The sequence below is a fragment of the Streptacidiphilus sp. PAMC 29251 genome, assembly GCF_054208735.2.
Genome location: NZ_CM135725.2, coordinates 4220111 through 4245553 on the forward strand (window position 1 = coordinate 4220111; position 25443 = coordinate 4245553).

General features: G+C 71.8%; 17 protein-coding genes and 4 pseudogenes. 6 read left to right on the forward strand and 15 right to left on the reverse strand.

Annotated features, from left to right (window positions below):
• Positions 1–4: 4 nt before the first annotated feature.
• Positions 5–418, reverse strand: coding sequence for a cobalamin B12-binding domain-containing protein (locus tag ACXKR8_RS19745; protein WP_458274222.1), 414 nt, complete (start codon positions 416–418; stop codon positions 5–7).
• 134 nt (positions 419–552) lie between these two features.
• Between ACXKR8_RS19745 and ACXKR8_RS19750 the strand changes: the two genes are divergently transcribed.
• Together ACXKR8_RS19750 and ACXKR8_RS19755 are read left to right on the forward strand one after the other, a co-directional pair.
• Entirely contained in the window at positions 553–1332 is a 780-nt protein-coding gene (locus tag ACXKR8_RS19750) for an esterase/lipase family protein (protein WP_458274223.1), read from the forward strand.
• 124 nt (positions 1333–1456) lie between these two features.
• Positions 1457–2512, forward strand: coding sequence for a M23 family metallopeptidase (locus ACXKR8_RS19755; RefSeq protein ID WP_458274224.1), 1056 nt, complete (start codon positions 1457–1459; stop codon positions 2510–2512).
• Positions 2513–2564: 52 nt separating this feature from the next.
• Here the strand turns inward: ACXKR8_RS19755 and pcrA are convergent.
• Positions 2565–5167: pseudogene (gene pcrA / locus ACXKR8_RS19760) on the reverse strand (DNA helicase PcrA).
• An 83-nt stretch (positions 5168–5250) separates the two neighbouring features.
• On the opposite strand from pcrA, the gene ACXKR8_RS19765 reads away from it, so the two are divergent.
• Complete coding sequence (locus tag ACXKR8_RS19765; protein ID WP_458274226.1) at positions 5251–5814, forward strand: RNA 2'-phosphotransferase; 564 nt, start codon at positions 5251–5253, stop codon at positions 5812–5814.
• A 159-nt stretch (positions 5815–5973) separates the two neighbouring features.
• Positions 5974–7023: a C40 family peptidase gene (locus tag ACXKR8_RS19770; RefSeq protein WP_458274227.1), complete on the forward strand. Its 1050-nt coding sequence runs from the start codon at positions 5974–5976 to the stop codon at positions 7021–7023.
• Between the two features lie 24 nt (positions 7024–7047).
• Here the strand turns inward: ACXKR8_RS19770 and ACXKR8_RS19775 are convergent, their stop codons facing one another.
• Together ACXKR8_RS19775 and ACXKR8_RS19780 are read right to left on the reverse strand one after the other, a co-directional pair.
• The gene (locus ACXKR8_RS19775; protein WP_458275030.1) at positions 7048–7791 is read right to left on the reverse strand and encodes a LuxR C-terminal-related transcriptional regulator; all 744 of its coding nucleotides are present in this window, start codon (positions 7789–7791) and stop codon (positions 7048–7050) included.
• Positions 7792–7808: 17 nt separating this feature from the next.
• Positions 7809–9117, reverse strand: a pseudogene (locus ACXKR8_RS19780) (PspC domain-containing protein).
• Positions 9118–9330: 213 nt separating this feature from the next.
• On the opposite strand from ACXKR8_RS19780, the gene ACXKR8_RS19785 reads away from it, so the two are divergent.
• Together ACXKR8_RS19785 and ACXKR8_RS19790 are read left to right on the forward strand one after the other, a co-directional pair.
• Entirely contained in the window at positions 9331–10722 is a 1392-nt protein-coding gene (locus ACXKR8_RS19785) for a PspC domain-containing protein (protein ID WP_458274228.1), read from the forward strand.
• Positions 10719–11099, forward strand: coding sequence for a hypothetical protein (locus tag ACXKR8_RS19790; RefSeq protein ID WP_458274229.1), 381 nt, complete (start codon positions 10719–10721; stop codon positions 11097–11099). Before ACXKR8_RS19785 ends, ACXKR8_RS19790 begins: the two co-directional genes overlap by 4 nt.
• Before the next feature lie 14 nt (positions 11100–11113).
• Here the strand turns inward: ACXKR8_RS19790 and ACXKR8_RS19795 are convergent.
• The 11 genes and pseudogenes from ACXKR8_RS19795 to ACXKR8_RS19845 form a co-directional block, all read right to left on the reverse strand.
• Positions 11114–11590: pseudogene (locus ACXKR8_RS19795) on the reverse strand (DoxX family membrane protein); the annotation flags it as partial.
• Between the two features lie 112 nt (positions 11591–11702).
• Positions 11703–12461 (reverse strand): class II aldolase/adducin family protein, encoded by a 759-nt coding sequence (locus ACXKR8_RS19800; protein ID WP_462100603.1) that lies wholly within the window; start codon positions 12459–12461, stop codon positions 11703–11705.
• A gap of 130 nt (positions 12462–12591) precedes the next feature.
• The gene (gene guaA, locus ACXKR8_RS19805) at positions 12592–14199 is read right to left on the reverse strand and encodes a glutamine-hydrolyzing GMP synthase (protein ID WP_458274231.1); all 1608 of its coding nucleotides are present in this window, start codon (positions 14197–14199) and stop codon (positions 12592–12594) included.
• Positions 14200–14278: 79 nt separating this feature from the next.
• Positions 14279–14551: a chorismate mutase gene (locus tag ACXKR8_RS19810; RefSeq protein ID WP_458274232.1), complete on the reverse strand. Its 273-nt coding sequence runs from the start codon at positions 14549–14551 to the stop codon at positions 14279–14281.
• A gap of 963 nt (positions 14552–15514) precedes the next feature.
• Positions 15515–16177, reverse strand: coding sequence for a TMEM175 family protein (locus ACXKR8_RS19815; protein ID WP_462100604.1), 663 nt, complete (start codon positions 16175–16177; stop codon positions 15515–15517).
• 175 nt (positions 16178–16352) lie between these two features.
• Positions 16353–18136, reverse strand: a pseudogene (locus tag ACXKR8_RS19820) (GMC family oxidoreductase N-terminal domain-containing protein).
• Between the two features lie 58 nt (positions 18137–18194).
• Positions 18195–19814 (reverse strand): succinic semialdehyde dehydrogenase, encoded by a 1620-nt coding sequence (locus ACXKR8_RS19825; protein ID WP_458274235.1) that lies wholly within the window; start codon positions 19812–19814, stop codon positions 18195–18197.
• 123 nt (positions 19815–19937) lie between these two features.
• A complete protein-coding gene (locus ACXKR8_RS19830; RefSeq protein WP_462100605.1) occupies positions 19938–20447 on the reverse strand; it encodes a hypothetical protein in 510 nt (169 codons plus the stop codon).
• A gap of 139 nt (positions 20448–20586) precedes the next feature.
• Positions 20587–21966 (reverse strand): dihydrolipoyl dehydrogenase family protein, encoded by a 1380-nt coding sequence (locus tag ACXKR8_RS19835; RefSeq protein WP_458274237.1) that lies wholly within the window; start codon positions 21964–21966, stop codon positions 20587–20589.
• A 92-nt stretch (positions 21967–22058) separates the two neighbouring features.
• Complete coding sequence (locus ACXKR8_RS19840) at positions 22059–23882, reverse strand: serine/threonine-protein kinase (RefSeq protein ID WP_458274238.1); 1824 nt, start codon at positions 23880–23882, stop codon at positions 22059–22061.
• Between the two features lie 186 nt (positions 23883–24068).
• Positions 24069–25439, reverse strand: a complete 1371-nt coding sequence (locus tag ACXKR8_RS19845; RefSeq protein ID WP_462100606.1) for a protein kinase family protein — start codon at positions 25437–25439, stop codon at positions 24069–24071.
• Between the last annotated feature and the right edge of the window lie 4 nt (positions 25440–25443).

Genomic DNA, 25443 nt, shown 5'->3' on the forward strand with positions numbered 1-25443 from the left:
CAGGTCAGGCGGTGGCGGAGTCGCGGAGGTGGCTCTGGACCCAGGCGACGATGTCCCCGGTGGTCGCCCCCGGGGTGAACACGCCGTCGATGCCCAGCTCCTTCAGCAGCGGGATGTCGTCGTCGGGGATGATGCCGCCGCAGAACACGGTGATGTCGGCCGCGTCCCGCTCCTTGAGCAGCTGCACCACCTTGCCGCAGAGCGTCATGTGCGCGCCGGAGAGGATGGACAGGCCGATGCCGTCGGCGTCCTCCTGGACGGCGGTGTCCACGATCTGCTCGGGCGTCTGGTGCAGCCCGGTGTAGACGACCTCCATGCCCGCGTCGCGCAGGGCACGGGCGATCACCTTCGCGCCGCGGTCGTGGCCGTCGAGACCCGGCTTGGCCACGACCACACGGATAGGTCCGGACTCGCCCATCGCTGCCTCCTCTGAGATGCCGCCGATGTTAACGAACGTTAGCCCCCTTTCCCGGCACCGCGTTGTCGGCACCACGGCGACCTGCCGACCGTTTCGCCGTCCGCACCGGGGGGAGAATCACAGCGGAGGCCCGCGTGAGCAGTCTGTTCCGTCGCGCAGCGACGACCGTACGAGCCGTCACCCAGGAGACCGCCGCACTCGCCGAGCACCTCCTCCGCTATCCGACCGGGATCCCCGGCGAGCCCTGGCCGCTGCCCGCCGCCCGGTGCGCCCACGAGACCCACCGCCCGGTCCTGCTGCTGCACGGGCTGTTCGACAACCAGGCCGTGTTCACCAGGATGCGCCGCTCGCTCAACGCCGACGGCTGGGAGCACGTCCACGGGCTGAACTACAACCTGCTCACCGTCGACGTCCGCAGCGCCGCCGAACTCCTCGGCCGGCATGTGCAGCACACCAGCGAGGTCTACGGCGGCGAGCGGGTGGCCGTGGTCGGACACAGCCTCGGCGGGCTGATCGCCCGCTACTACGTGCAACTGCTCGGCGGCGACGCGCTCGTCCACACCGTGGCCACGCTCGCCACGCCGCACGGGGGGACGCTCAGCGCGCACCTGCTGCACCCGCTGCCGATCGCCGACCAGCTGGTGCCGGGCAGCAGCGTGATCGAGGAGCTGCGCGCCCCCGCGCCGGGCTGCCGTACCCGGTTCCTGGCGTTCCGCGGCGACCACGACCCGCTGATCCTGCCGCCGGGCCGCGGCGAGCTGCGGCACCCCGACCTCTGGGCGGAGAACGTCCTGGTGGCAGGCACCGGACATATCGCCCTACCGGTCCACCGGACCGTGATCACCCGGATCGCAGCCGCCCTGGCGAACCCGCCGGGACAGGCCCGACCGGGCGCGGACCGGCTCAGCGCCTAGGACATCCGTGGCCAATTACTCTTATCCACCCAAAGACGGATAGATCTCTCAGGAGATTGTGGCTGGTCCGTTACGGGGGATACAGTCACGCTCACTTTCCTTTGGGTTGTGGATTGGGACTTCCGTGGTGGACACCGAGACCGGCTGGTACGGGTACGCAGCGCCGACGCCTGCGCAGCCCTACTATCCGGAGCAGGACACGGCGTACTACGGCTACGCCGCCTATCCGGTCTACCAGGACCCGATGCCCCAGCAGCAGTACCCGCAGGAGCAGTACACCCAGCAGCAGCAGTACGTGCAGGAGCAGTACTACTACCCGACCGAGCCTCTTGCCGCCTATGAGCAGGAGTTCGCGTACCTGCCGGAGCCGGAGCTGCAGTTCGAGCCGGAACCGGAGCTGGAGCCCGAGGCGGAGCCAGAACTCGAGCCGGAACTCGAGCCCGTACTGGCCGCCCCCGTGGTCGTCACCGGCGGCCGCGCCGCGGCCCGGGTGGCCCGGGGCCGGACCAAGCGCCGCCGCTCGGCCGTGCTGACCATCGCCGTCCCCTCGGTCGCCGTGCTGGGCATCGCCGGCGCCGCCGCCGCGACCCTCGCCCCCGAGGCCAGCAGCCATCCCGTGGCCGCGAACGACGCCAGCAAGCCGCTCACCGCGAACGACCAGAAGGCCAAGGACCTGGCCGCCGCGCAGGCCAAGGCCTCGGCCGAGCAGGTCAGCCGGGACCAGGCCCGGCAGGCGCTGACGCTGCGGACCGCGGCCGCCAAGAAGGCCGCCGCCGAGGCCCCCCGCTATGTCATGCCGATCACCGCGCACACCGGCCTCAGCGCCCTCTACGGCCAGGCCGGGACGCACTGGATGTCGCTGCACACCGGCATCGACTTCCCGGTCAGCACCGGCACCCAGGTGCACGCCGTCACCAACGGCACCATCAGTACCAAGTGGAACGCCTACTACGGCAACATGCTGATACTGACCGCCCCCGACGGCACCCAGACCTGGTACTGCCATCTCAGTGCCTACAAGAAGCGCAGCGGCTCGGTGAAGGCCGGAGACGTGGTCGCCTACTCCGGCGACACCGGCAACTCCACCGGACCGCACATGCACTTCGAGGTGCACCCCAACGGCGGCGTGGCGATCGACCCGCTGCCGTGGCTGCTCTCGCACGGCCTCGACCCGCGCTGACCGAGCAGCCGCAGGCCGAGCAGCCGCGCAGGCCGACCGCGCTGAGCAACCGTCAGAGCTTCTCCACCGGGGCGTAGCGCAGCAGCAGCTGCTTGGTCCCCTCCGCGCCGAAGTCGATGGTCGCCTTGGCGTCCTCCGCGGGCCCGCCGACGGCGACGACCGTGCCCAGGCCGAAGCGATCGTGCGTCACCCGGTCGCCGACGGCCAGCGAGAGGGCCGGCCGCTCCTTGATCCGCCCGGCGTTCTTGCCCCAGCCCGCCGGAGCCGTGCGCTTGCCGCCGCCCGCCCCCGAAGAACTGCTGCCGAAGGCTCCCCGCGCGGCCGGCACCGCGGCCGAGGCCGTGCGCTTCTCATGGACCAGGGCCGGCGGGATCTCCTCCAGGAAGCGCGAGGCCGGGTTGTACGAGGGCTGACCCCAGGCGCTGCGCAGCACCGCCCTTGACAGGTAGAGCCGCTCCCGGGCCCGGGTGAGCCCCACATAGGCGAGCCGCCGCTCCTCCTCCAGCTCCTTGGCCTGGCCGAAGGTCCGCATGTGCGGGAAGACGCCGTCCTCCATGCCGGTCAGGAACACCACCGGGAATTCGAGGCCCTTGGCGGTGTGCAGGGTCATCAGCGTGACCACGCCCTTGCTCTCGCCCTCCTCGTCATCGGGGATCTGGTCCGAGTCGGCGACCAGCGCCACCCGCTCCAGGAACGCCGCCAGACCAGTAGCCACCGGCTCCACCTCAGCTGCCGGGTCCGCCTCCGGATCCGGCACCTCGGCGGCAGCCGCGGCCGCGGCTTCCTCCTGCTCGAACTCCAGCGCCACCGCCGCGAGCTCCTGCAGGTTCTCCACCCGGGTCTCGTCCTGCGGGTCGGTGGACGCCTGCAGCTCGGCCAGGTAGCCGGTCTCGGTCAGCACGGCCTCCAGCACCGCGGCCGGACCCGCTCCCGAGTCGACGACCCCACGCAGTTTGGCCAGCAGCTCATTGAACTTCTTCACCGCATTGAGCGAGCGCGCGGCCATCCCGTACGCCTCCTCCGCGCGCCGAAGCGCCTCGGCGAAGGAGATCCGCTCGCGCTGGGCCAGCGCGTCGATCATCGCCTCGGCTCGGTCGCCGATCCCGCGCTTGGGGACGTTGAGGATCCGGCGCAGCGGCACGGTGTCCTCGGGGTTGGCCAGTATCCGCAGGTAGGCCAGCACGTCCCGGACCTCCTTGCGCTCGTAGAAGCGCACCCCGCCGACCACCTTGTAGGGCAGTCCGGTCCGGATGAACACCTCCTCGAACACCCGGGACTGGGCGTTGGTCCGGTAGAACACCGCGACGTCGCCCGGACGGGCCTTGCCCGCGTCGGTGAGCCGGTCCACCTCGTCGGCGACGAACTGCGCCTCGCCGTGCTCGTCGTCGGCGACATAGGCGGTGATCAGCTCGCCGTCTGCGCCGGCCGTCCACAGGTTCTTGGCGCGGCGGTTGGTGTTGCGCTCGATCACCGAGTTGGCGGCGCTGAGGATGGTCTGGGTGGAGCGGTAGTTCTGCTCCAGCAGGATCGTGGTCGCGCTGGGGTAGTCCTCCTCGAAGTCGAGGATGTTGCGGATGGTCGCGCCGCGGAAGGCGTAGATCGACTGGTCCGCGTCACCCACCACGCACAGCTCCGCCGGGGGCACGGTGGCGAGACCGGCCGAGGCCGGGTTGACGAACTCCCCGTCCGCGGTCATCTTCGGGCGGAGCCGCTCGCGCCGCCGCTCAGCTCCCTGACCAGCATGTACTGGGCGTGGTTGGTGTCCTGGTACTCGTCCACCAGGATGTGCCGGAAGCGTCGGCGGTAGTACTCGGCCACGTCCGGGAAGGCCTGCAGCAGGTGCACCGTGGTCATGATGATGTCGTCGAAGTCGAGGGCGTTGGCCTCGCGCAGCCGGCGCTGGTAGAGCGCGTAGGCGTCGGCGAGCTTGCGCTCCATCGGGTTCTCCGCCTTCGCGGCGAAGGTCTCCTCGTCCACCAGCTCGTTCTTGAGGTTGGAGATCTTGGAGGTGAAGGACTTGGGCGGGAACTGCTTGGGGTCCAGGTCCAGATCCCGGCAGCAGAGCGCCATCAGCCGCTGCGAGTCGGCGGAGTCGTAGATCGAGAAGCTGGAGGTGAAGCCGAGCCGCTTGCTCTCCCGCCGCAGGATCCGCACACAGGCGCTGTGGAAGGTCGACACCCACATCACCTTGGCCCGGGGGCCGACCAGGTCCTCGACCCGCTCGCGCATCTCCCCTGCGGCCTTGTTGGTGAAGGTGATCGCCAGGATCTCCCCCGGCTGCACCCCGCGCGCGCCCAGCAGGTAGGCGATCCGGTGGGTCAGCACCCGGGTCTTGCCCGAGCCGGCCCCGGCCACGATGAGCAGCGGCGATCCGGCGTGCACCACGGCCTCGCGCTGCTGCGGGTTCATCCCGTCCAGCAGCGCCTCCGGGTCGATCGCCGGACGCGGCGCACCGTTCCGGTAGTGGGCGTCGCGCTGCGGCGGAGGCGCGTCGAAGCGGCCCGCGAAGAGGTCGGCGGGGATCTCCTCCTCGTAGGGGGCGTCGTCCGGCGGCTCGGGCTCGGCCGCGAAGGCTCCGGGCTCGGCGAAAGATCCGGGCTCGGCGTGGGAGCCGTCGAGGCCGGGAAGCGGGATGTCGTCAAAGAGGCTGCTCATCGGACACGAGTCTAGGCCGCCGCACCGACAGCCCTCCGCAAAACCAGGAGACGCCCGGATCGGCCGTCGCTATCGTCGCTGATATGTCCGAAATCACAGACCCCGGCCGCGAAAGACGGCTGGTGAAAATCTCCAGACACCTCTCCCTGGTGCTGCGTCACAACCCCGGTTCGATCGGGATCACCCTGGACTCCGCAGGCTGGGTCGACGTCTCCGTCCTGCTGGCCGCACTGGCCGCCCACGGCCGCCGGCTGAGCCGGGCCGACCTGGACGCGGTGGTGGCCGACAACGACAAGAAGCGCTTCGCCTTCGACGACACCGGCAGCCGAATCCGGGCCAGCCAGGGGCACACCGTCCCGGTGGACCTCGGCTACACCGACTCCGAGCCGCCGGCCCGGCTGTTCCACGGCACCCATCCGGCCGTCCTGGACCAGATCCGGCGCGAGGGGCTGCGCCCGATGAAGCGCCATGAGGTCCACCTCTCCCCCGACCCGGAGACCGCGACCCGGGTCGGCGCCCGCCGGGGCCGTCCGGTGGTGCTGACCGTGGACGCCGCCAGGATGTCCGCCGACGGCCACAAGTTCCGAGTGAGTGCCAATGGCGTCTGGCTGACCGACTCAGTCCCGCCGGGGTACTTGAGTCACTGATCACATGATCCGATTGATCAGCTTTCTGATCGTTGGATGTCAGAAGAGGTTCATAAACCGCCGCCACTGGGCGAATCGGAACGATTGATTCCGGCAGAACGGGCCAACCTCGGACTCTGCCCCGCACGCCCCTCCCGTACCGGACTAGCGTCCCGGCCCATGGCGTCCCACCGAAAACCACACGTCGTACGGCTGCCCCGCACCACCCTCACCCTGGTCACCGCGGCCGCTGCCTCGGTCAGCGTGCTCTCCCAACCGGGGCACGCCGCGCCCAGGCTCACCCCGGACGAGGTGAAGGCCCAGCTGGACACCCTCTACCAGCAGGCCGAGAGTGCCACCCAGGACTACGACGGCGCGGTCGCCCGGGCCGCCGAGCTCCAGCGCCAGGCGGTCCAGCTGCAGCAGCAGGCGGCCAGGACCGAGGCCGCGATGAACGGCCTGCGGACCCAGCTCGGCTCCATGGCCGCCGCCCAGTACCGGGAGGGCGGCATGGACCCCACCCTGCGCCTGCTCACCACCGCGCACCCGGACGACTACCTCCAGCTGGCCGGCTCGCTCGGCCAGGTCTCCGCGGCGCAGCAGCAGGTGCTGGACCAGTACGCGTCGCAGCAGCGCAGCTGCCAACAGCAGCAGGCTGCGGTCGCGGCCCGGCTCAGCACGCTCCAGGCCCAGCAGCAGCGGATCTCCGCGGCGCGCACCCGGATCACCAGCAAGCTCGCCGCCGCCCAGCGGCTCCTGGACACCCTGACCGCCGCCCAGCGCGCCACCGTCCAGCAGGCCGAGTCCGGCAACGGTCAGCAGCCCACCACCCACCCGCCGAGCCCCGCCACACCTGTGAGCTCCGCGAACGTCCCGGTCTCCGGCCGAGCCGCGGCCGCCGTGGCCTTCGCCCGGGCCCAGCTCGGCAAGCCCTATGTCTGGGGCGCCACCGGACCCGGCTCCTTCGACTGCTCCGGGCTGACCCAGGCCGCCTGGCGCGCCGCAGGCGTCTCCCTGCCACGCACCACCTACCAGCAGATCGACGCCGGCCGGCGGATCCCCACCAGCCAACTGCAGCCGGGCGACCTGGTGTTCTACTACTCAGGCATCACCCATGTCGCCCTCTACGTCGGCGGCGGCCGGATCATCCACGCCCCGCACCCGGGCGCGGCGGTGGAGTACGCCCCGGTCGGCGAGATGCCCATCTCCGGTGCGGTGCGCCCGGCCTGACCGATCGTCAAAAACGTCAGAAACTCAGACCAGCCGCCGCGCGGTGGCCCAGCGGGTCAGCTCATGACGGTTGCTCAGCTGCAGCTTGCGCAGCACCGCCGAGACATGGCTCTCCACCGTCTTCACCGAGATGAACAGCTGCTTGGCGATCTCCTTGTACGCATAGCCGCGGGCGATCAGCCGCAGCACCTCGCGCTCGCGCTGGGTGAGCCGGTCCAGGTCCTCGTCCACCGGCGGGGTGTCGGTGGCCGCGAAGGCGTCCAGCACGAAGCCGGCCAGGCGCGGCGAGAACACCGCGTCGCCGTCGGCGACCTGGAAGATCGCGTCGACCAGGTCGGTGCCGGTGATGGTCTTGGTGACGTAACCGCGGGCGCCGCCGCGGATCACCCCGATCACGTCCTCGGCCGCGTCGGAGACCGACAGCGCCAGGAAGCGCACCGCCCCGGCGCCCTCCACCGAACTGGCGGGCGCGGTGCCGCCGGGCATCAGCGAGGCGCAGCGGCGCAGCACCTCGACCCCGCCGCCGCCGGGCAGGTGCACGTCCAGCAGCACCACGTCGGGCCGGGTCGCGGTGACGATGGCGACCGCCTGCTCCACGTCCGCGGCCTCGCCGACCACGTCCACGCCGGTCCGCTCGGTCTGGCCGATCTCGGCGCGCACCCCGGTCCGGAACATCCGGTGGTCGTCCACCAGGACCACCCTGGCCCTGCGCTCGACCGTCCCCTGATCAGTGCTTCCCTGGTCAGCAGTTCCCTGGTCAGCAGCCATCTCGTCCCCGCCCGTCGTCATCCGCCCGCCCTCTCCATCTCCAGCTCGACCTCGGTACCCCCGGCAGGTGCCGGACGTACCCGCGCGTGCCCGCCGTTGCGCTGCATCCGGCCGATGATCGACCCGCGCACGCCCATCCTGTCCTCGGCACCGAGTCCAGGTCGAAGCCGGGGCCGCGGTCGCGGACGAACACCCAGACGGTGTTCCCCTCGACCTCGGCGTACATCGAGACCGGCTCGCCGCCACCGTACTTGGCCGCGTTGACCAGCGCCTCCCTGGCGGCCTGCAAGGTGACCACCAGTTTCTCGTCCATCGGGCAGTCGCCGACGCAGATCACCTCGACCGGCACCCCGTGCAGGTCCTCCACCTCGGCGGCGACCTTGCGGGCGCACTCGGCGAGGGTGTCCGGGGTGTCGTCGGCAGCGTCGGGCCCGGTCGGCCGGTAGAGCCACTGGCGCAGGTCCCGCTCCTGGGCCCGGGCCAGCCGGGACACCTCCTTGGGGTCCTCGGCGTTGCGCAGGATCAGGGTGAGCGTGTGCAGCACCGAGTCATGGATGTGGGCGGCGACCTCGGCCCGCTCCTGGGCCCTGATCCGCTCGCCGCGCTCGGTGCTCAGGTCCTGCCACAGCCGCAGCAGGTAGGGCCCGCCCAGCAGCAGCGCCCCGGCGAAGACGGCCAGCACGGCCTGGGCGACCTTGGCGAAGTCGGCCAGCGATCCGGAGACGAAGAGGAAGCCGGTGACCCCGGCGCCGACCAGCAGCACCCCGGCCCCCAGCCGCAGCGCGGCCGAGCCGCGCTTGCTCTCGCCGATCGAGAACCAGCGGGCCCAGCGGGCGTCGTCCGCCTGCCGCCAGACCATCGCCACGCCGAGCCGGTGACCAGTATCGGCCAGGTGTACGGCGAGGTGGCCTGCTTGGTGACGATGTTGAGGAACACCAGCAACCCGGCCACCACAGCGATCAGCGCCAGCAGCGGCCCCCGGTGGTCCTCGGCGTCCTTGGCGCCCGGCGCGGCGGACGCTCCGGGCACCCCGGACCCCCCGGGCCCCGGCAGCGGCTCGCCCTGGATCGTCTGCTGCAGCAGCTCCCGCACCCGGCGCAGCCCGCGCGGCTTCTTCACCAGCGAGTACGGGCCGACGCCGCCGGCCTGCCAGGTGGTGACCGGGGCCGCGCCGGCCCGCAGCCCCATCGGCACCGCGAACCAGAACGCCGCGTACAGCAGCGCGCCCAGGCCGTTGCCGAGCAGCAGCACCACGAACGCGACCCGGACCCAGAAGGTCGCGATGCCCAGATGGGCGGCCAGACCGTTCGCCACCCCGCCGAGCATCCGCCCGTCGGGGATGCGGTAGAGCTTGCGGACGGGCTCCGGCCCCGGCTCGTGAAGCAGGGTCGGATCAGGCTCGGTGCTGGAGTCGATGGATGCCACACCCCGATCGTCACATGTCCGGGCTCGTCTGAGGCACCCTTAGGGATGGATCTCAGGGTCGGACCAGGGAGATGACGGATGGGCGCGGCGCCGAACGGACCGCAGGATGGTGGCATGACCGAAGACGCGCCACCTCCCCAGCCGCTCCACGACCCGGCGGCCCCGTCCCGATCGGCCCGGCCGCCGCTGGAGCGCAGCCGCGACCGCCGGGTCGTGGCCGGGGTCTGCGGCGGCCTGGGACGGCATCTGGACATCGACCCGGTGGTGTTCCGGGTGGTCATCGCCGTGCTCTGCCTCTCCGGCGGGGTCGGGCTGTTCATCTACGGCCTGGCCTGGCTGATCGTCCCGGTCGAGCGGACCCGGCGGAACGAGCTGCAGCGGCTCCTCTCGGGCCGGGTGGACGGGCAGTCGCTGGGCGCGGTGCTGGTGACGGTGCTCGGCACCGGCATCTTCTTCTCCTACATGGGCAGCGCCGGCCACATCTTCCCGCTGCTGCTGATCGCCCTGCTGGCCTTCGCCGCGCTGCGGTACGACCCGGCGAAGCACCCGCGCCGCCGGCTGCAGCAGCCGCTGCCCCACGATCCGGTCGGCGAGGACGGTGAGCCGACCGGCTCCTCCGGCTTCGAGGCGACCATCTTCGGGGTGAGCTTCCGTTCCGGCACGGCGCCGAGCACCCCGCCGGAGCAGCCGACCGTCCCGGTGCCGCCCGGCGCCCCGGCCTGGTGGAAGCGGACCGACCCGCTGGCCAAGGACGCGCCCGAGGACACCGTGGTCATGGACGCGCCGCCGACCGACGCCCCGCCGTGGACGCCGCCGCCCTGGACCGCGCCGTCCCCGCCGCCCGCACCCCCGTTCGTGCCAGTCGGCGTGCCGGTGCGGGAGCGCCGCCCGCGCTCCTTCCTCGGCTCGGCCTTCTTCTTCCTCGCCCTGATCACCGGCGGCTCGGTCTGGTGGATCGCCGCCAAGGAGCACCGCGACGTCGATGTGCTGACCGTGCTGGCCTCGTCGCTGCTGGTGCTGGGCCTGGGTCTGATCATCTGCGCCCGCTGGGGCCGCGGCCGCAGCCTGGCGGTGTGGGCCACCCTGCTCACCCTCGCCATCACCGCGGTGGGCGCCAGCCCGGCCAAGCTGAGCACCTCGTACCAGCGCCAGGTCTGGACGCCCACCGCGGCGGCCTCGCTGCAGCCGACCTACAACCTGGGCACCGGACAGGCCACCCTCGACCTGAGCCGGATCACCCCGATCCCGGGGCAGACCCTGAGCACCGACGTGCACCTCGGGGTGGGCAAGCTGCTGGTCATCCTGCCGCCCGGCAGCAGGGTCGAGATCACCGCCCATGTCGGCGTCGGCAGCATCCACCTGCCCGACGAGGACGGCGACTCCAGCGGCACCGGCGGCGTCTCGGCCAACCGGTCCGCGGACCTGAACCCGACCGGCGCCCCCGCGCACGGCACCATCGACCTGGACCTGAGCGTCGGGGCCGGAGACCTGGAGGTCACCCAGTGAAGCGCCATCAGCTCGATCTGTTCTCGCTGATCACCGGGCTGACCTTTGTCGCCATCGCGGTGGTCTACCTGATGGACGCGGCGGGCCGGCTGAGCGTGAACGGCCGGCTGGTGATCCCGCTGCTGCTGATCGCGCTGGGGGTGGCCGGGCTGGCCGCCGCCGTCTACCGGATGGCGAACGGCCAGCGCAGCGCGGCCGCCGCGCCGGAGGCCGGGGCCGAGTCCGAGCCGCAGTTCCAGGCCTCGGCCCCGGTCGGTCTGTCCCGCTACGACAGCCTGTCGCCGGACCTGGAGGCGCTGGGCCTGCTGGACGACCCGGTCGACCCGGTCGAGTCGGCCGGACCCACCGACCCGGAAGCGCCCAGGGACCGGTTCTGACCCGTGTGCCCGGCCCGCCGGGACGCCAGCCACCGGTCCAGCGACAGGTACGGCGTCCCGGCCAGGACCAACGGGGTCCAGGCCATCAGATAGATCAGGTCGTTGCCCAGGTAGTACGGGTGCACCTGCCAGCTGACGGTCAGCCAGAAGCTCAGATTGAGCAGCACCCCGCCCAGCGCGGCGACCCGACCCAGCAGCCCGAACAGGGCGCCGAGGCCGACTGCCAGCTCACCGATCGCGATGGCGATCGCGAAGGCGGTGGGGGCCTTGAGGGCGACGTCCAGCAGCGGTGCGATCGGGCTGCCGGACTTGACCCCCTGGGTCATCGAGGCGAAGGACAGCGGATCGCCGGCCCCGGCCAGATAGTGCGAGTCGGTGAGCTTGTCCAGCCCCGCATAGATGAAGGTCACGCCCAGAAAGAGCCGCAACGGCAGCAGCGCGAACTGCGCCATCCGCTCCCGTGGCCCGGTCACCGTGCTGTGCTCGGCCATAACCGCCGCCTCTCGTCCGCCGACCGCACAACCGTACGGCCAATCCTGACTACGCGGTCGGCGGACGAGAGGTTCACTTCAGGGGTTACTGAAGGGGTTGCTACAGGAGTCGCTAGAGCGCGCCCTCGTAGGCGTCGGCGTGGCCGGCGGCCAGCGGCTGGTAGTTGATCCAGGCCACCAGGTCGTTGCCGAGCTGGTCCCGGGTCAGCACGGCGCTGTCGTGGTCCACGTGCACCGGCTTCCCGGCCGCCTTCGCCATCAGCTGCACCTGGCAGGACCGCTCCATGGTGATGAACCACCAGGCGGCCGCGTCCACCGAGTCGCCGACGGTCAGCAGACCGTGGTTGCGCAGGATGACCGCCTTGTGGCCGCCCAGGGCCGTCGCGATCCGACGCCCCTCCTCCTGGTCCAGCACCACGCCGGTGTAGTCGTCGAACAGTGCGTGGCTCTCGTAGAAGGCGCAGACGTCCTGGGTCAGCGGCTCCAGCAGCTCGCCCAGCGAGGACAGCGTCTTCCCGTAGAGGGAGTGGCTGTGCGCGGCGGCGATCACGTCCGGACGCGCCGCGTGGACCTGGGAGTGGATCGCGAACGCGGCCGTGTTCACATGGTGCCGCCCCTGGACGACCTGGCCCTCGTGGTTCACCAGGATCAGGTCGCCGACCGTGATCTGCCGGAAGGACATCGCGAACGGGTTCACCCAGAAGTGGTCGGTCCACTCGGGGTCGCGCACGGTGATGTGCCCGGCGACCCCCTCCTCGAACCCGAACTTCCCGAACAGCCGCAGCGCGACGACCAGCCGCTCCTTGCGGTGCCGCCGCTCCTCCTCGACCGTCTCGAACTTCTGGGGCAGCGCGAAGTGCAGCTGGTCCATGGGTACCGGGAAGGGGGCGGGTTGGTCATCTGGGCTCTCCTCACGGGGGTGGCGTCCTGGCTTGGAAGCTACCCCCCGGTAGCAGCGAAGACCAGAGCCTGCCCCCGAACCGAAGGACCGGCGAGGAGGGCTACTCCCACTCGATGGTGCCCGGGGGCTTGCTGGTGACGTCCAGCACCACGCGGTTGACGTCGGGGACCTCGTTGGTGATCCGGGTGGAGATCTTGGCGAGGACCTCGTACGGCACCCGGGACCAGTCCGCGGTCATGGCGTCCTCTGAGGAGACCGGGCGCAGCACGATCGGGTGGCCGTAGGTCCGGCCGTCGCCCTGGACGCCGACGCTGCGGACGTCCGCGAGCAGCACCACCGGGCACTGCCAGATGGAGCGGTCCAGGCCGGCCGCGGTCAGCTCGGCGCGGGCGATGGCGTCGGCCTCGCGGAGCAGGTCGAGCCGCTCCTTGGTGACCTCGCCGACGATCCGGATGCCCAGGCCCGGGCCGGGGAAGGGCTGCCGCTGGACGATCTCCTCGGGCAGGCCCAGCTCCGCGCCGACCATCCGGACCTCGTCCTTGAACAGCTTGCGCAGCGGCTCGACCAGGGCGAACTGCAGGTCCTCGGGGAGGCCGCCGACGTTGTGGTGCGACTTGATGTTGGCGGTGCCGGTGCCGCCGCCGGACTCGACCACGTCCGGGTAGAGGGTGCCCTGGACCAGGAACTCCACTGACTCGCCGTGGCTGCCGGCCTCGGCCACGATCTCGGCGGCGGCCTGCTCGAAGACCCGGATGAACTCCCGGCCGATGATCTTTCGCTTCTGCTCCGGGTCGGACACCCCGGCCAGCGCGGAGAGGAAGCGCTCCTCGGCGTCGACCACCTTCAGCTGAACGCCGGTGGCCGCCACGAAGTCCTTCTCGACCTGCTCCGACTCACCCTTGCGCATCAGCCCGTGGTCGACGTAGACGCAGGTCAGCTGGTTGCCGATGGCCTTCTGCACCAGCGCGGCGGCGACCGCGGAATCCACCCCGCCGGAGAGGCCGCAGATGGCGCGCTTGTCGCCGACCTGGGCCCGGATCAGCGCGATCTGCTCGTCCACGACATTGACCGTGGTCCAGTCGGGGGCGATGCCGGCGCCGCGGTAGAGGAAGTGCTCCAGGATCTGCTGGCCGTGCGTGGAGTGCAGCACCTCCGGGTGGTACTGCACGCCGTAGAGCTTGCGGACGTCGTCCTCGAACGCGGCGACCGGGACCACGTCGGTGGAGGCGGTCACGGCGAACCCGGGAGGCGCGGCGGAGCAGGCGTCGCCGTGCGACATCCACACCGACTGCTCGACCGGGGTGCCCTCGAACAGCGTCGACCCTGGCTTGCTGACGGCCAGGGAGGTGCGGCCGTACTCGCGCGCGCCGCTGTTGTCGACGGTGCCGCCGAGCGCGACCGCCATCAGCTGGAAGCCGTAGCACATGCCGAAGACCGGGACCCCGGCCTCGAAGATCGCCCGGTCCAGCGAGGGCGCGCCCTCGGCGTAGACCGAGGACGGCCCGCCGGAGAGGATGATCGCGGCGGGCTTCTTGGCGAGGATCTCGGCCACCGGCATGGTGGAGGGGACGATCTCGCTGAAGACCCGGGCCTCGCGGACCCGGCGCGCGATCAGCTGGGCGTACTGGGCGCCGAAGTCGACGACCAGGACGGTGCCGTTCGGCGACGGCGTCGTCGTCGGGTGGTGGTCGGGGGTCGCTGTGGGCACGGGGCGGCCTTCCGGCAGTGCAGTGGGAGCGGACCCCCATCCTACCGTCGCCCGCCCGGCCCCCTCGCTCAGCCGAAAGCTAGGCCCGCCCGCGGCAGAGCTCCAGCAGTTGCATGGCCACCTCGGTGCCCTGCGGGCCGAGCGCCGCCCGGTAGCGGGCCAGCACCTCCAGCTCGCGGGACAGGGCCAGCCGGGGCCCGCCGCTGCCGATCCGCGCGGCCTGGACCTCGGCGGAGACCGCCATCCGTTCCTGGACCAGGGTGATGATGCGGGCGTCGAGGTCGTCGATGCGGCCGCGGGCCTCGGTGATGACCTGCTGCGCCTGGGCCGGGGTGAGCGTGCTGTTCTCCATGGTGGGTCTCCCTCTGGGTGGCGGCGATCCTGGCCCGACCGGCCCCGGGCAGACGACAGGCGCCCCGGGCCAGATGGCCCGGGGCGCCTGTGCGAAGCCTGATGTCTGCTGAGCGTCAGACGGCGTCACCGTGGCAGCCGGAGCCTCCGGTGCCATAGCTAAACTCGTACGCCGTCGTCCGTGAACATGGGCGACATCATAGCCGCTTCACCCGTTCGGCCGGGACCGCGCTGCGTGACTCCTCGTCAGGAGAATCGTTGTCCCTCTTGACCGCACGGGGTTCACCTCTCCGCCAGGGAAGTGAACCCAGCCCCCGCCAGGGGGCCAGGTGCGGCAGCAGGACCACGCGTGGAGTGTCACCACAGTCAGCCGGAGCGATGAGACGTGCCTTCACCGGTACGTCGTGGGACCTCGCCCCGGTGCTGTGACCGGTATGCAGGGGACAGCGGCCCGGTCGCGACTGAAGTGAAGGGGCGGTCGGAGCCGGGGACGCTCGGACCGGCCGCCCCCGATCAGATCCCCTCAGGCCCCCTCAGGCCCCCTCAGGTCCCCTTGCAGAGCGTGACAATTGATCCGCCGTGGCCCGGGCGGCACATCTACGCGCGCAGTCGCCGAAATCGGCTGTGCCGAGTATGCCGAACTGGTTGCGCGTCACCCCCCGTATCCTCCACGATTGCTGGTGAGGGGGTTGCGTCGAACACAGCGGAACGGTAGCCGGGGAGGCAGTTCCCGCCAGACGCCGGCGCGTCCGTCCGAGGACCCAGCCTGGTCACTCGGAGTAGCGAAGACACCCTCACGATGACCAACTGACAAACGGCGCCACTCCCCCGGTGCCGTTTCCGCAGCACCGGCGCTGCCCTGACGCCGGCTGCCGCAGACCGAGGGCCCCGTCTTCCCCCGCGGGGCCCTCCGTCGTTGGCCCGCGACCTCGGCCCACAGTCGTCAACCGGCCGAGTAGGGGTATCACCCGACCGCGGCTCCTCCGGCTCCTCGCCCTCCCGCAGCGGCACCGGCAGCTGGTTGAAGCCGTAGTACACCGCGAGCAGCCCGTGCAGGCCCAGTGTCAGCGGCGCGGACAGGAACGAAAGCCCGACCAACACCGGGTAGACCACCGTGCCGAGCGCGAAGCGCAGCCTGGTCCCGCGCGCGGCCTCGACGTCCACCCGGGCGTCGAAGAGGTGTCCGGTGCGGGTGAGCCACCACCAGAGCGGCCCGAAGGTGAGCGCGTGGGCGACCATGAAGCCGCTGTAGACCGCCAGCGCCACGGCTGCCCGCGCCGTGGTCCGGACCGTCCAGGTAGTTGGCGACCAGCCCGGCCGCCCAGGGCAGCGCCGAACAGACCATCAGCAGAAGCAGGTTGAGGAACACCAGGACCCGGTCCACCCGGGCCACGTAGCCGAAGACGGTGTGGTGGTTCGCCCACATGATGCCAATGTTCAAGAAGGTCACCACATAGGCGGCGTACGACGGCCAGTGGTGCAGCAGCTGGTGTCCGATCCCGGGCCCCGAGGGGACCTTGACCTCCAGGATCAGCAGGGTGATCGCGATGGCGAACACCCCGTCGCTGAATGCCTCCACCCGGCCTGAATCATTCAGTCTGGCCACGTCGCACCCTCCCCCGGACATGACACCGCCCGCGGCGGCGGTGATCCGTCAACGCGGGCGGGTTCTGAACGCACAATGTACTGATCGGATCGTCACAGCGGCGGAGAGTTCCCAGGAATGTGACCTGGATCGCTTTCCCGGGCCGGCCGCTCTCAGTCCGCTCTCAGTCCGCTCTCAGTCCGCTCTCAGTCCGCTCTCAGTCCGCGACGGCCTTCGGCGGCACCACCGGGACCGGCAGCAGCAGCTCCGCGAACGCCCCCGCGGGCACCGCGGGCTGCCGCGGGGCGACCGCGGCACCGGGGCGTAGGCCGCGCCCTGGGCCGGTCGGGGGTCCGGCTCGCCCTTGTTGGGCCACATCGACAGCGCCCGTTCGGCCTGCGCGGTGATGGTCAGCGAGGGGTTCACCCCGAGGTTCGCCGAGACCGTCGAACCGTCCGCCACGGTGATCCCCGGGTAGCCGTAGAGCCGCTGGTACGGGTCGATCACCCCGTGCTCGGGCGAGTCCCCGATCACGCAGCCGCCCAGGAAGTGCGCGGTGAGGGTGCGTCCCAGCAGGTCGCTGACGCCGCTGCCGGCCTGCCCGCCGATCTCGGCGGCGACCGCGCGGGCCGCCTCCTCGGCGGCCGGGATCCACTTGGGGTTGGGCGCGCCATGGCCCTGACGGGAGGTCAGCTGCCCCTTGCCGACCCCGGACTTCTTCCGGGACACGATCACCGAATTGTCCAATGACTGCATCACCAGACCGATGATGGTCCGCTCGGACCAGCGCCGTTTGTCCAGCATCTGCAGCAGCAGGTTCGGCCGGCGCAGGGCGATCTTGGCGAAGCGCAGCAGCGGGGCCCGGCTGCCGCCCGGCACCTGCATGATCGACATCAGGCTCATCGCATTGGAGCCCTTGCCGTAGCGCACCGGCTCCACATGGGTGTGCTGGTCCGGGTGCACCGAGGAGGTGATCGCCACGCCCTTGGTGAAGTCGGCCCGCTTCCGGTAGCGCCGGTCCGTGGTCATCGCGCCGACCAGCGCCTCCGAGTTGGTCCGGGTCAGCTCGCCCAGCCGGGCCGAGATCCGGGGCAGATGGCCCTCGTCCCGCATCTCGTGCAGCAGCTTCTGGGTGCCGTAGGTCCCGGCCGAGACCACCACCCAGCGGGCCCTGATGATGCGTCGACCGTCTGCCTTCTTCGCGCGGGCGTTCGCGCGGGCGTCGGTGGGGCGGACAGCGACCGCGTAGCCGTCGCCGTCCTCGGTGATCCTGGTGACCGTGGTCATCGGCAGGATCTGGGCGCCGTTCTGCTCGGCCAGGTAGAGGTAGTTCTCGGTGAGGGTGTTCTTGGCCCCGTGCCGGCAGCCGGTCATGCACTCGCCGCACTCGGTGCAGGCCTTCCGGCGCGGTCCCGCGCCGCCGAAGTACGGGTCCTCCACCTCGGCGCCGGGCGCCACCCTGGCCCCGGCCCCGCCGACGTCCTGGCCGTCCCCGAAGAACACCCCGACCGGCGCCAGGTGGAAGGTGTCGCCGTAGCCCAGCTTGTCGGCGGCGTCCCGCAGGTGCACGTCCGAGGGCGTGACGGTGGGGTTGGTGCGGACGCCGAGCATCCGCTGCGCCTGGTCGTAGAAGGGCGCCAGCTCCGCGGACCAGTCGGTGATGTGCTTCCACTGCGGGTCCTGGAAGAACGCCTCCGGCGGCACATAGAGGGTGTTGGCGTAGTTCAGCGAACCGCCGCCGACGCCCGCGCCGCCCAGCACCATCACGTCCTTGAGCACATGGAAGCGCTGGATGCCGTACAGCCCCAGGGCCGGGGCCCAGAGGTAGTTCCTGGTGTCCCAGGAGTTCCTGGGCAGCGTGGCCGGGGTGAACCGGCGGCCGGCCTCCAGGACGGCCACCGAGTACCCCTTCTCGGTCAGCCGCAGGGCCGAGACCGAACCGCCGAAACCCGAACCGACGACCACCACGTCGTAGTCGAAGCCCGCATCTACCGTCGCCATTGACGCTGCTCTCCCTGACTCGGGGGCTCTACCTGGGGGCCCTGCCTGGAGGGTGTGCCTACTTGAGCCGCAGGGCCTTCATCGCACCCAGCGCGCGGGTCTGGAACTTGGCGTAGCCCTCGTCGTCCATGCCGAACGAAGGCGCCATGCTGATCAGCTTCTGCACCGCGATGGTCTGCGGTTCGGTGTACTTGAGGATGCCCTCGGAGCCGTGCCGGCGGCCGATGCCGCTGTCGCCCATGCCGCCCATCGGCGCGCCGACGCTGGCGTACGCGGGGGCGTAGCCCTCGTTGACGTTGACCGTGCCGGAGTGCAGCCGGGCCGCGACCGCCACCGCGTGCCTGGTGTTCCGGCCCCAGACGCTGGAGTTCAGCCCGTACGGGGTGCCGTTGACCTTGGCCACCGCCTCGTCCTCGCTGTCGAAGCGGTAGATCGAGACGACCGGGCCGAAGGTCTCCTCGGTGCACACGGCGCTGCCCTCGTCCACCCCGTCCAGGATGGTCGGCTCGAAGAACAGCGGGCCGAGGTCGGGCCGGGCCTGGCCGCCGGCCAGCACGGTGGCGCCGTTCTTGACGGCCTCCTCGACGTGCCGGGTGACCGTGTCCAGCTGCCGCTGGGCCACCAGCGAACCCATGTCGGCGCCCCAGGCGAGGGTGTTGCCGAGCCGCAGCGCCCGGGTCCTGGCGGCGAACTTCTCCAGGAAGGCGTCGGCGATCGTGCGGTCGACATAGAGCCGCTCGATGGAGATGCAGAGCTGACCGGCCGAGGAGAAGCAGGCACGCACTGCGCCCTCGGCGGCCTTGTCCAGGTCGGCGTCGGCGAGCACCAGCATGGCGTTCTTGCCGCCGAGCTCCATCGAGGCGCCGATCAGCCGGGCGGCCGCGCGCTGGGCGACGTCCCGTCCGGTCCTGGTGGAGCCGGTGAAGGAGACGTAGTCCGCGTGGGCGACCACCTCGGGGCCGATCACCGGGCCCTCGCCGATGACGATCTGCCACAGCTCGGCCGGCAGCCCGGCCTCGACCATCAGCTCGCGGGCCCGCAGCGCGGTCAGCGCGGTCTGGCTGTCGGGCTTGGTGACCACGGCGTTGCCGGCCGCGAAGGCGGGCACGGCGTCGCCGACGAACAACGCCAGCGGGTAGTTCCAGGGGGAGATCTGGCCGACCACGCCCTTGGGCTGGCGCAGCTCGCGGACCTGGGTGAGCACCGGGTAGACCCCGCCGCGGCGGCGCGGCTTGAGGTACTTGGCGGCGGCCCGGCCGTAGTGGCGGGCCTCCAGCGCAGCGGCGGTGAGCTCCTCGAAGGCGTGCCCGCGGGTCTTGCCGGTCTCCGACTGGACCAGGTCCAGCAGTTCCGACTGCGCGGCGAAGACCAGGTCGTGGAAGCGCAGCAGCACCGCCGCGCGCTCCCGGACCGGACGCAGCGCCCAGGCGGCCTGGGCCACCCGGGCCCGGGCGAAGGCGTCGGCGACGTCCGCCGGGGTGGACTCGGGGATCTCCGCGAGCACCTCACCGGTGAACGGGTCGCGGCTCTGCGCGAAGGTGGGCTCGGGGCCCGTCACCACGCCGCGGACCAGCCGGGCGACCAGCTCGGGCGTCACCGCATCGGCGCTGGTCCGGGGCCCGGCGGCCGCGACCGGGTTGCGCTCACCGATGGCACCGCTGGTGCTGATGTCAGTCATGACGTGCAGCGTAAGCGGTTTTGCCGCGCTTGGGTACCTGCCGGTAACAAAGAACTGACCGTGGCGGGGCCGTCTGCCCGCCGGGCGGGCCGGCGGGCAGACGGGATCACTGGTCCTCGATTTCTAGATGCGGCGCGCGGTGTATCCCCCCTGGATGGAGGTGACCAGTGAGGCGATCTTTCTGCTCCCGAGGGGTTTCCCTGGGAACAGGAGCGGTTGCCGTGGTGCGATCTCCAGCAGCAGGGACTCCTGGTTGATGGTCACGGTGATCCGGGTCAGCCATCGGAGCACTGTTCCGAGGTCGACCCCCCATACCCCTTCTCGGATCTTTCGGACTTCGAATTCAGGTGCAAGCGAGCGAATGAAGCCCGCGGCCTCGACACCGGATCCGGTCGCAGCCGGATCGAATCTCATGATCTGAGTCGACCACAGCTGCGCCGTTGCCGGACCCCGCGTTCGCCTGACCCGAACGAGATGCGCCCCGGTCACCACCATCGCTATCCCCGCGGCACCGAGGGGCGCCCTCTCCAGGGCGTGTCCACCGGCCCGAAGGGCGGGATAGAAGAACAGCCCCTCCACGAAAAGGAGTACGGCGATCAGTGCCAGGCAGAACAGGAACTGCACAAGCAGCATCCGGGCACAGAGCAGCAGAACGGCTCTTCTCGTCGGTTCTCGCGTCATCGGCAGTTTCCCCCTCCAACGGCTTCGGTGGTGACGAGCCGTTAGGGGCCACCGGGGCACCAAGCTTCGCATGGGCCTCCGCGGCCCGGCGTCACAGGTCCTTGAGCGCGTCCCCCACCGCACGGTGGAAGGTGGGGTAGGCCCAGATCGTCGCGCGCAGCTCCTCCAGCGGCATCCTGGCCTGCACCGCGAGGGTCAGCAGCCCCAGCACCTCGCCGCCGGAGGGGCCGGCCGCGGTCGCGCCGACCAGCACCCCGCCCGCGGCGACCAGTTTCACGAAGCCGTCGTTGCCCGCGCCGTGGACGAAGCCCCGGCTGCTCGCCGCCAGGTCGACCACCGAGGTCCGGACGCCGGGCCCGTCGGCGCGGGCCTGCGCCTCGGTCCGGCCGACCGCGCCGATCTCCGGGTCGGTGAAGGTCACCCTGGGCACCGCGTGGTACTGCGCGGCCCGGCCGCCCTGCCCGAGGATCCCCCGGGCCGCGACGTCCGCCTGGTACATCGCCATGTGCGTGAACGCCCCCTTGCCGGTGACGTCGCCGACCGCCCACACCCCGGGCGCGCCCAGCACCCGCATCCGCTCGTCCACCGGCAGCGCCCTGGCGTCGGCCGGGACGCCCAGCGCGCTCGCGCCGAGCCGCTCCAGGTCCACCCGCCGGCCTGAGGCGACCAGCAGCCGCTCCGCGCCCAGCCGTTCGCCCCGGCGGCAGACCACGGTGAAGCGGCCGCCCTGGTGGCTCACCGACACCGCCTCGACCCCGGTGTGGATCTCGATCCCCTCGGTGGTCAGCACCCGCATCAGCAGGTCGGCGGCCTCCGGCTCCTCCTGGGACAGCAGCCGCGACTGCGCCTCCAGCACGGTCACCTGGCAGCCGAAGCGCTGCACCGCCTGGCTCAGCTCCAGACCGATCGCCCCGCCGCCCAGCACCAGCAGCGAACCGGGCAGCTCGGCCGCCTCCACCAGCTCGCGGTTGGTCCAGTACGGGGTCCCGGCCAGACCGGGGACCGGCGGCACGGAGGGACGGCTGCCGACCGCGAGCACCAGGGCCCGGCGCGGCCGCAGCACGGTCTCGCTGTCGTCGGGACCGGTCACGCAGATCTCGTTGGGGCCGGTCAACCGGGCGGTGCCGCGCAGGAAGCGGCCGCCGCGGGTGGTGAAGCGGTCGACCGCGACCTTGTCGTCCCAGTCGTCGGTCGCGCCGCGGACATGCCGGGCGACCGGCCGCCAGTCGGTCTGCACCCGGCTGATCCCGGCCGACCCGGGCACCCGGTGGGCCTCGGCGACCAGGTTTCCGGCCCGAACCATGATCTTGGAGGGGATGCATCCCCAGTAGGGGCACTCCCCGCCGACGAGTCGTTCGTCGATGCCGACGACGTCCCATCCGGCGTCCGCGAGACGTCCGGCCACCTCCTCCCCAGCCGGACCCATTCCGATGACGACGGCGTCAGGTGTGGAGACTGCGGAGGCGACCATGACCGGCTCCCTAATCTGCGCTGGGGATTGGCCTTCGTCGTTCCACCGTACTCGGGACGGGTTCCGGCGTCCTGTGCTCGGACGTCCTGCTCTCAGCCGTCCCCGGCGAAGCCGTTGGTGATGTCCAGGAACCGCTGCAGTCCGGTGGTCCAGTCACTCTCGGGATAGTCGACCAGGATGTCGTACTCGGTCCCGTCGGTGTCCTTGAACAGCTCCTCCATCGCGTGGTGCGGCAGATTGTCCTTCTTGTTGGTGAAGGTGTACTCCCACTGGGTCGCCTGGAGGTTCCGGTGGAAGGTGTCGCCGGACACCATCTGCACCAGCTGGTAGCTGGCGTCGACCTTCTGGACCTGCTTCTGCATGGTCTCGGCGTGCTGCAGCGGGGTGCCGGTCTGGTTCGGGGTCACCCCGAAGATGACCTTGTGCAGGCCACTGTCCGGGCTGTAGGTGATGGCGATGGTGCCGCCGCCGGGGTTGCTCCTGGTCCAGTCCGTCCCGCCGAACGGCGGCGGGAGCGGGAAGGTGAAGCCGGCCTTGTCGTGCAGGAACCGGTAGCCCTCCGGCAGCGTCGGCTTGAACTCCGAGGGCGGCGTGGCGGAGGCGGACGGGGTCGGATCGGCCGGGGTCTGCGTCTGCAGGCCCACCGCGTCCTGTCCCGGGCTGTTCCGCAGACTGACCTCGTAGGCCGCGCCGCCGCCCGCGGCGGCGGCGACCAGGCCCGCGACGACCAGCCACGGCCAGGTACGGCGGCGCCGGCGCGGCGGAGGGGCGGGTGCGGGCGCCCGGGTCAGGCCGGTCGGGTGCGCCGGGGCGGGCGCGGGGGCGTACCCGGCCTCGGTCCGGCCCGTCTCGCGCCCGGTGTCCCGATCAGTCGTCTGGGGGTGGGCTGCTGCTTCCCGGTGATACTCCGACTCGACGTAGGTCGGCCGGATCGGCGCGGCCTGGAAGGCGGTCGGGGTGTACTGCTCGCGGCGGTCCACCAGCGGCACGTGCTGGGTCGGGTTGCGCAGCGGGACGGCCGCGGCCGGGACGCTGATGTTGGTGGTCAGCCCGGCCGCCACGTCCTGCAGCATCCTGATCGCGTCCGGCGCGCTGGGGCGCTCGGACGCCTCCTTGGTCATCAGGGCGTGCAGCACAGGGGCCAGCGCCCCCGCGCGCTTCGGGTCCGGCAGCGGGTCGGTGACCACGGCGGCGAGGGTGGTCAGCGGCGAGTCACGGCGGAACGGCGACTGCCCCTCCACCGCCGCGTACAGGGTCGCGCCGAGGCCCCACAGGTCGGACTCGGGGCCGGGACGGTGGCCGTGCACCCGCTCGGGGGCCAGGTAGTCGGGCGAGCCGATCAGGTCGCCGGTCCGGGTGAGCGCGGAGTCGCCCTCGTAGGTGGCGATGCCGAAGTCGGTCAGCACGACCCGCCCGGTGCCCCGTTCCAGCAGGACGTTGGCGGGCTTCACATCGCGGTGGATCACGCCGACCTGGTGGCCCCGGTGCAGCGCGGCCAGCACCTGCGCGCCGATCTCGGCGGCCTCCCGGGGGTTCAGCGTCCCCTCCTGCTCGACCAGCTCGGCGAGCGAGCGGCCGTCGATCAACTCCATCACGATCCACGGCTTGCCGTCCTGCTCCAGGACGTCGTGGATGGTGACAACGCCGGGGTGCTTGATCCTGGCGGCGGCGCGCGCCTCCTGCCGCATCCGGGACTGGACGATGAGGAGGTCCTCCTCGGCCAGATGGTTGACCGAGAGCTCCTTGACCGCGACCGCGCGGTCGAGCATCTGGTCGTCGGCCCGCCAGACGGTGCCCATACCGCCCCGGCCGAGCCGGGCGCCCAGCAGGTAACGGCCGGCCAGCATCCTGGGCGCGGCGACATCGGCGTGCGTGGCCGGGCCCCGCGTCGCCTCGTCACCTCGTCCCGGTTCCACTGCCGGACCCTCTTCCGTACCCACCGTGCTCCCCCTTGCCTGCGTCCTGCCGTGTACGTCCAAGCCTGCGGCAGGAACCGACGGCACCGCACGACAACCCCAGGGTTTGCTGCACAGCCTAGGCACCTGGCCAGTCGGGTGGAAAGGCAGGGCCACTCATGAGACCCGGCTGTGACGCTCAGCCCATCACCGATACCACCAGTACCAGGGCCAATAGGACGAAAAGAATGATGCCACCGACCAGGATCGCACCCAGCAAAGCTGGGTTGCGGCGTGGCGCGGCATGGCGGTGATGGGGGAACTCGGGGTGCGGGAAGACCTCGCCGCCCCGCTCGGCCCCCGCTCGCTGCCCCGCTCGCGCCGCCGGCGCTGCTGGTCCGGGTCCGCCGGCATCAGGGCCGCCGCGGACAGCTGGGCGTCCTGGTTGATCGGCTCGGGCGCGCGCAGCAGCAGCTGCCGGATCCGCTCGGCCACCTCGGGCAGGGACGGCCGGGCGGCCGGATCGACCCGCAGCAGCCGCTTCAGCAGCGGGCCCAGCGGCCCGCACTCCGGCAGCTCGGGCGGCGGCTGGGTCGGCTTCGCCCCGCGCGGGAGCAGCGCCGGGACGACCGGCTGCCCGAAGCGCCCCTCCCTGATCGCGGCGAACAGCGCACCGGTGTCCTGCTCCTCGCCGTCCCGGCCGGGCACCGGCGACTCACCGGTCACCGCGCGGTAGAGCAGGACGCCCAGCGCCCAGGCGTCCGCCTCGGGGCCCACCGGAGGAGCCGGCGGCGGTGCGCTGCCGGCCGGCCGCGCGTCGAAGGGCGGCCGCGCGTCGAAGGGCGGGGGGCCGATCTGCTCCGGCGACCAGCGCTCGGGGACCGCGCCGACGATCACCGCGCGCGCGTCCCTGGCCCGGATCCGGACCGGCGCCCAGGGGCCGCCGGGCACGCCCGCACCCGGCTGGTCCGCGCCGGGCCCGCCGCACAGCGCCTCCTGGGCCACCCCGGTCACCAGCCCGCAGAGCAGCGCGGTGCCGTCGTCGCAGACCAGCACCGTGTCCGCGGTGACATTGCCGTGCACAAGACCGGCCGCGTGCACCGCCCGCAGCGCCATGGCCAGGTCGTACCCCAGCTCGGCGGCCCGGAAGGGCGGCAGCGGGCCGCCGCGGTCGAGCAGGGTGCGCAGGGTCACCCCCGGCACCGCCTCCCCGGCCACCCAGAGGTAGCCGTCCTCGTCGAACACCTGGAACACCTGGCTGAGCCGGGGGTGGTCCGGGACGGTCTCGGCCACGAACGCGGCCAGCGTCAGCGCCCGCGCGGTGGTGCTGTCCGGACGGGGGGCCACCGCGGGCCGCGCCACCTGGTCGAACGGCTCAAGACCCTGGTCCTCGGGGCCGACCAGCTCCGGCAGCGGCACCCGGTCCAGCTGCACCGCCGCGCCACTGCGCTGGTCCTCCGCCGCGACCCCGGACCCACGCGACCGCCCGGACAGCAGATAGCGCCCGCCGAGCATCCGTCCGCCGCCGGCCACCGCGCCACCTCCCTCGCCCTTCGACCTCAGCGTACGTGCTGACATCGGA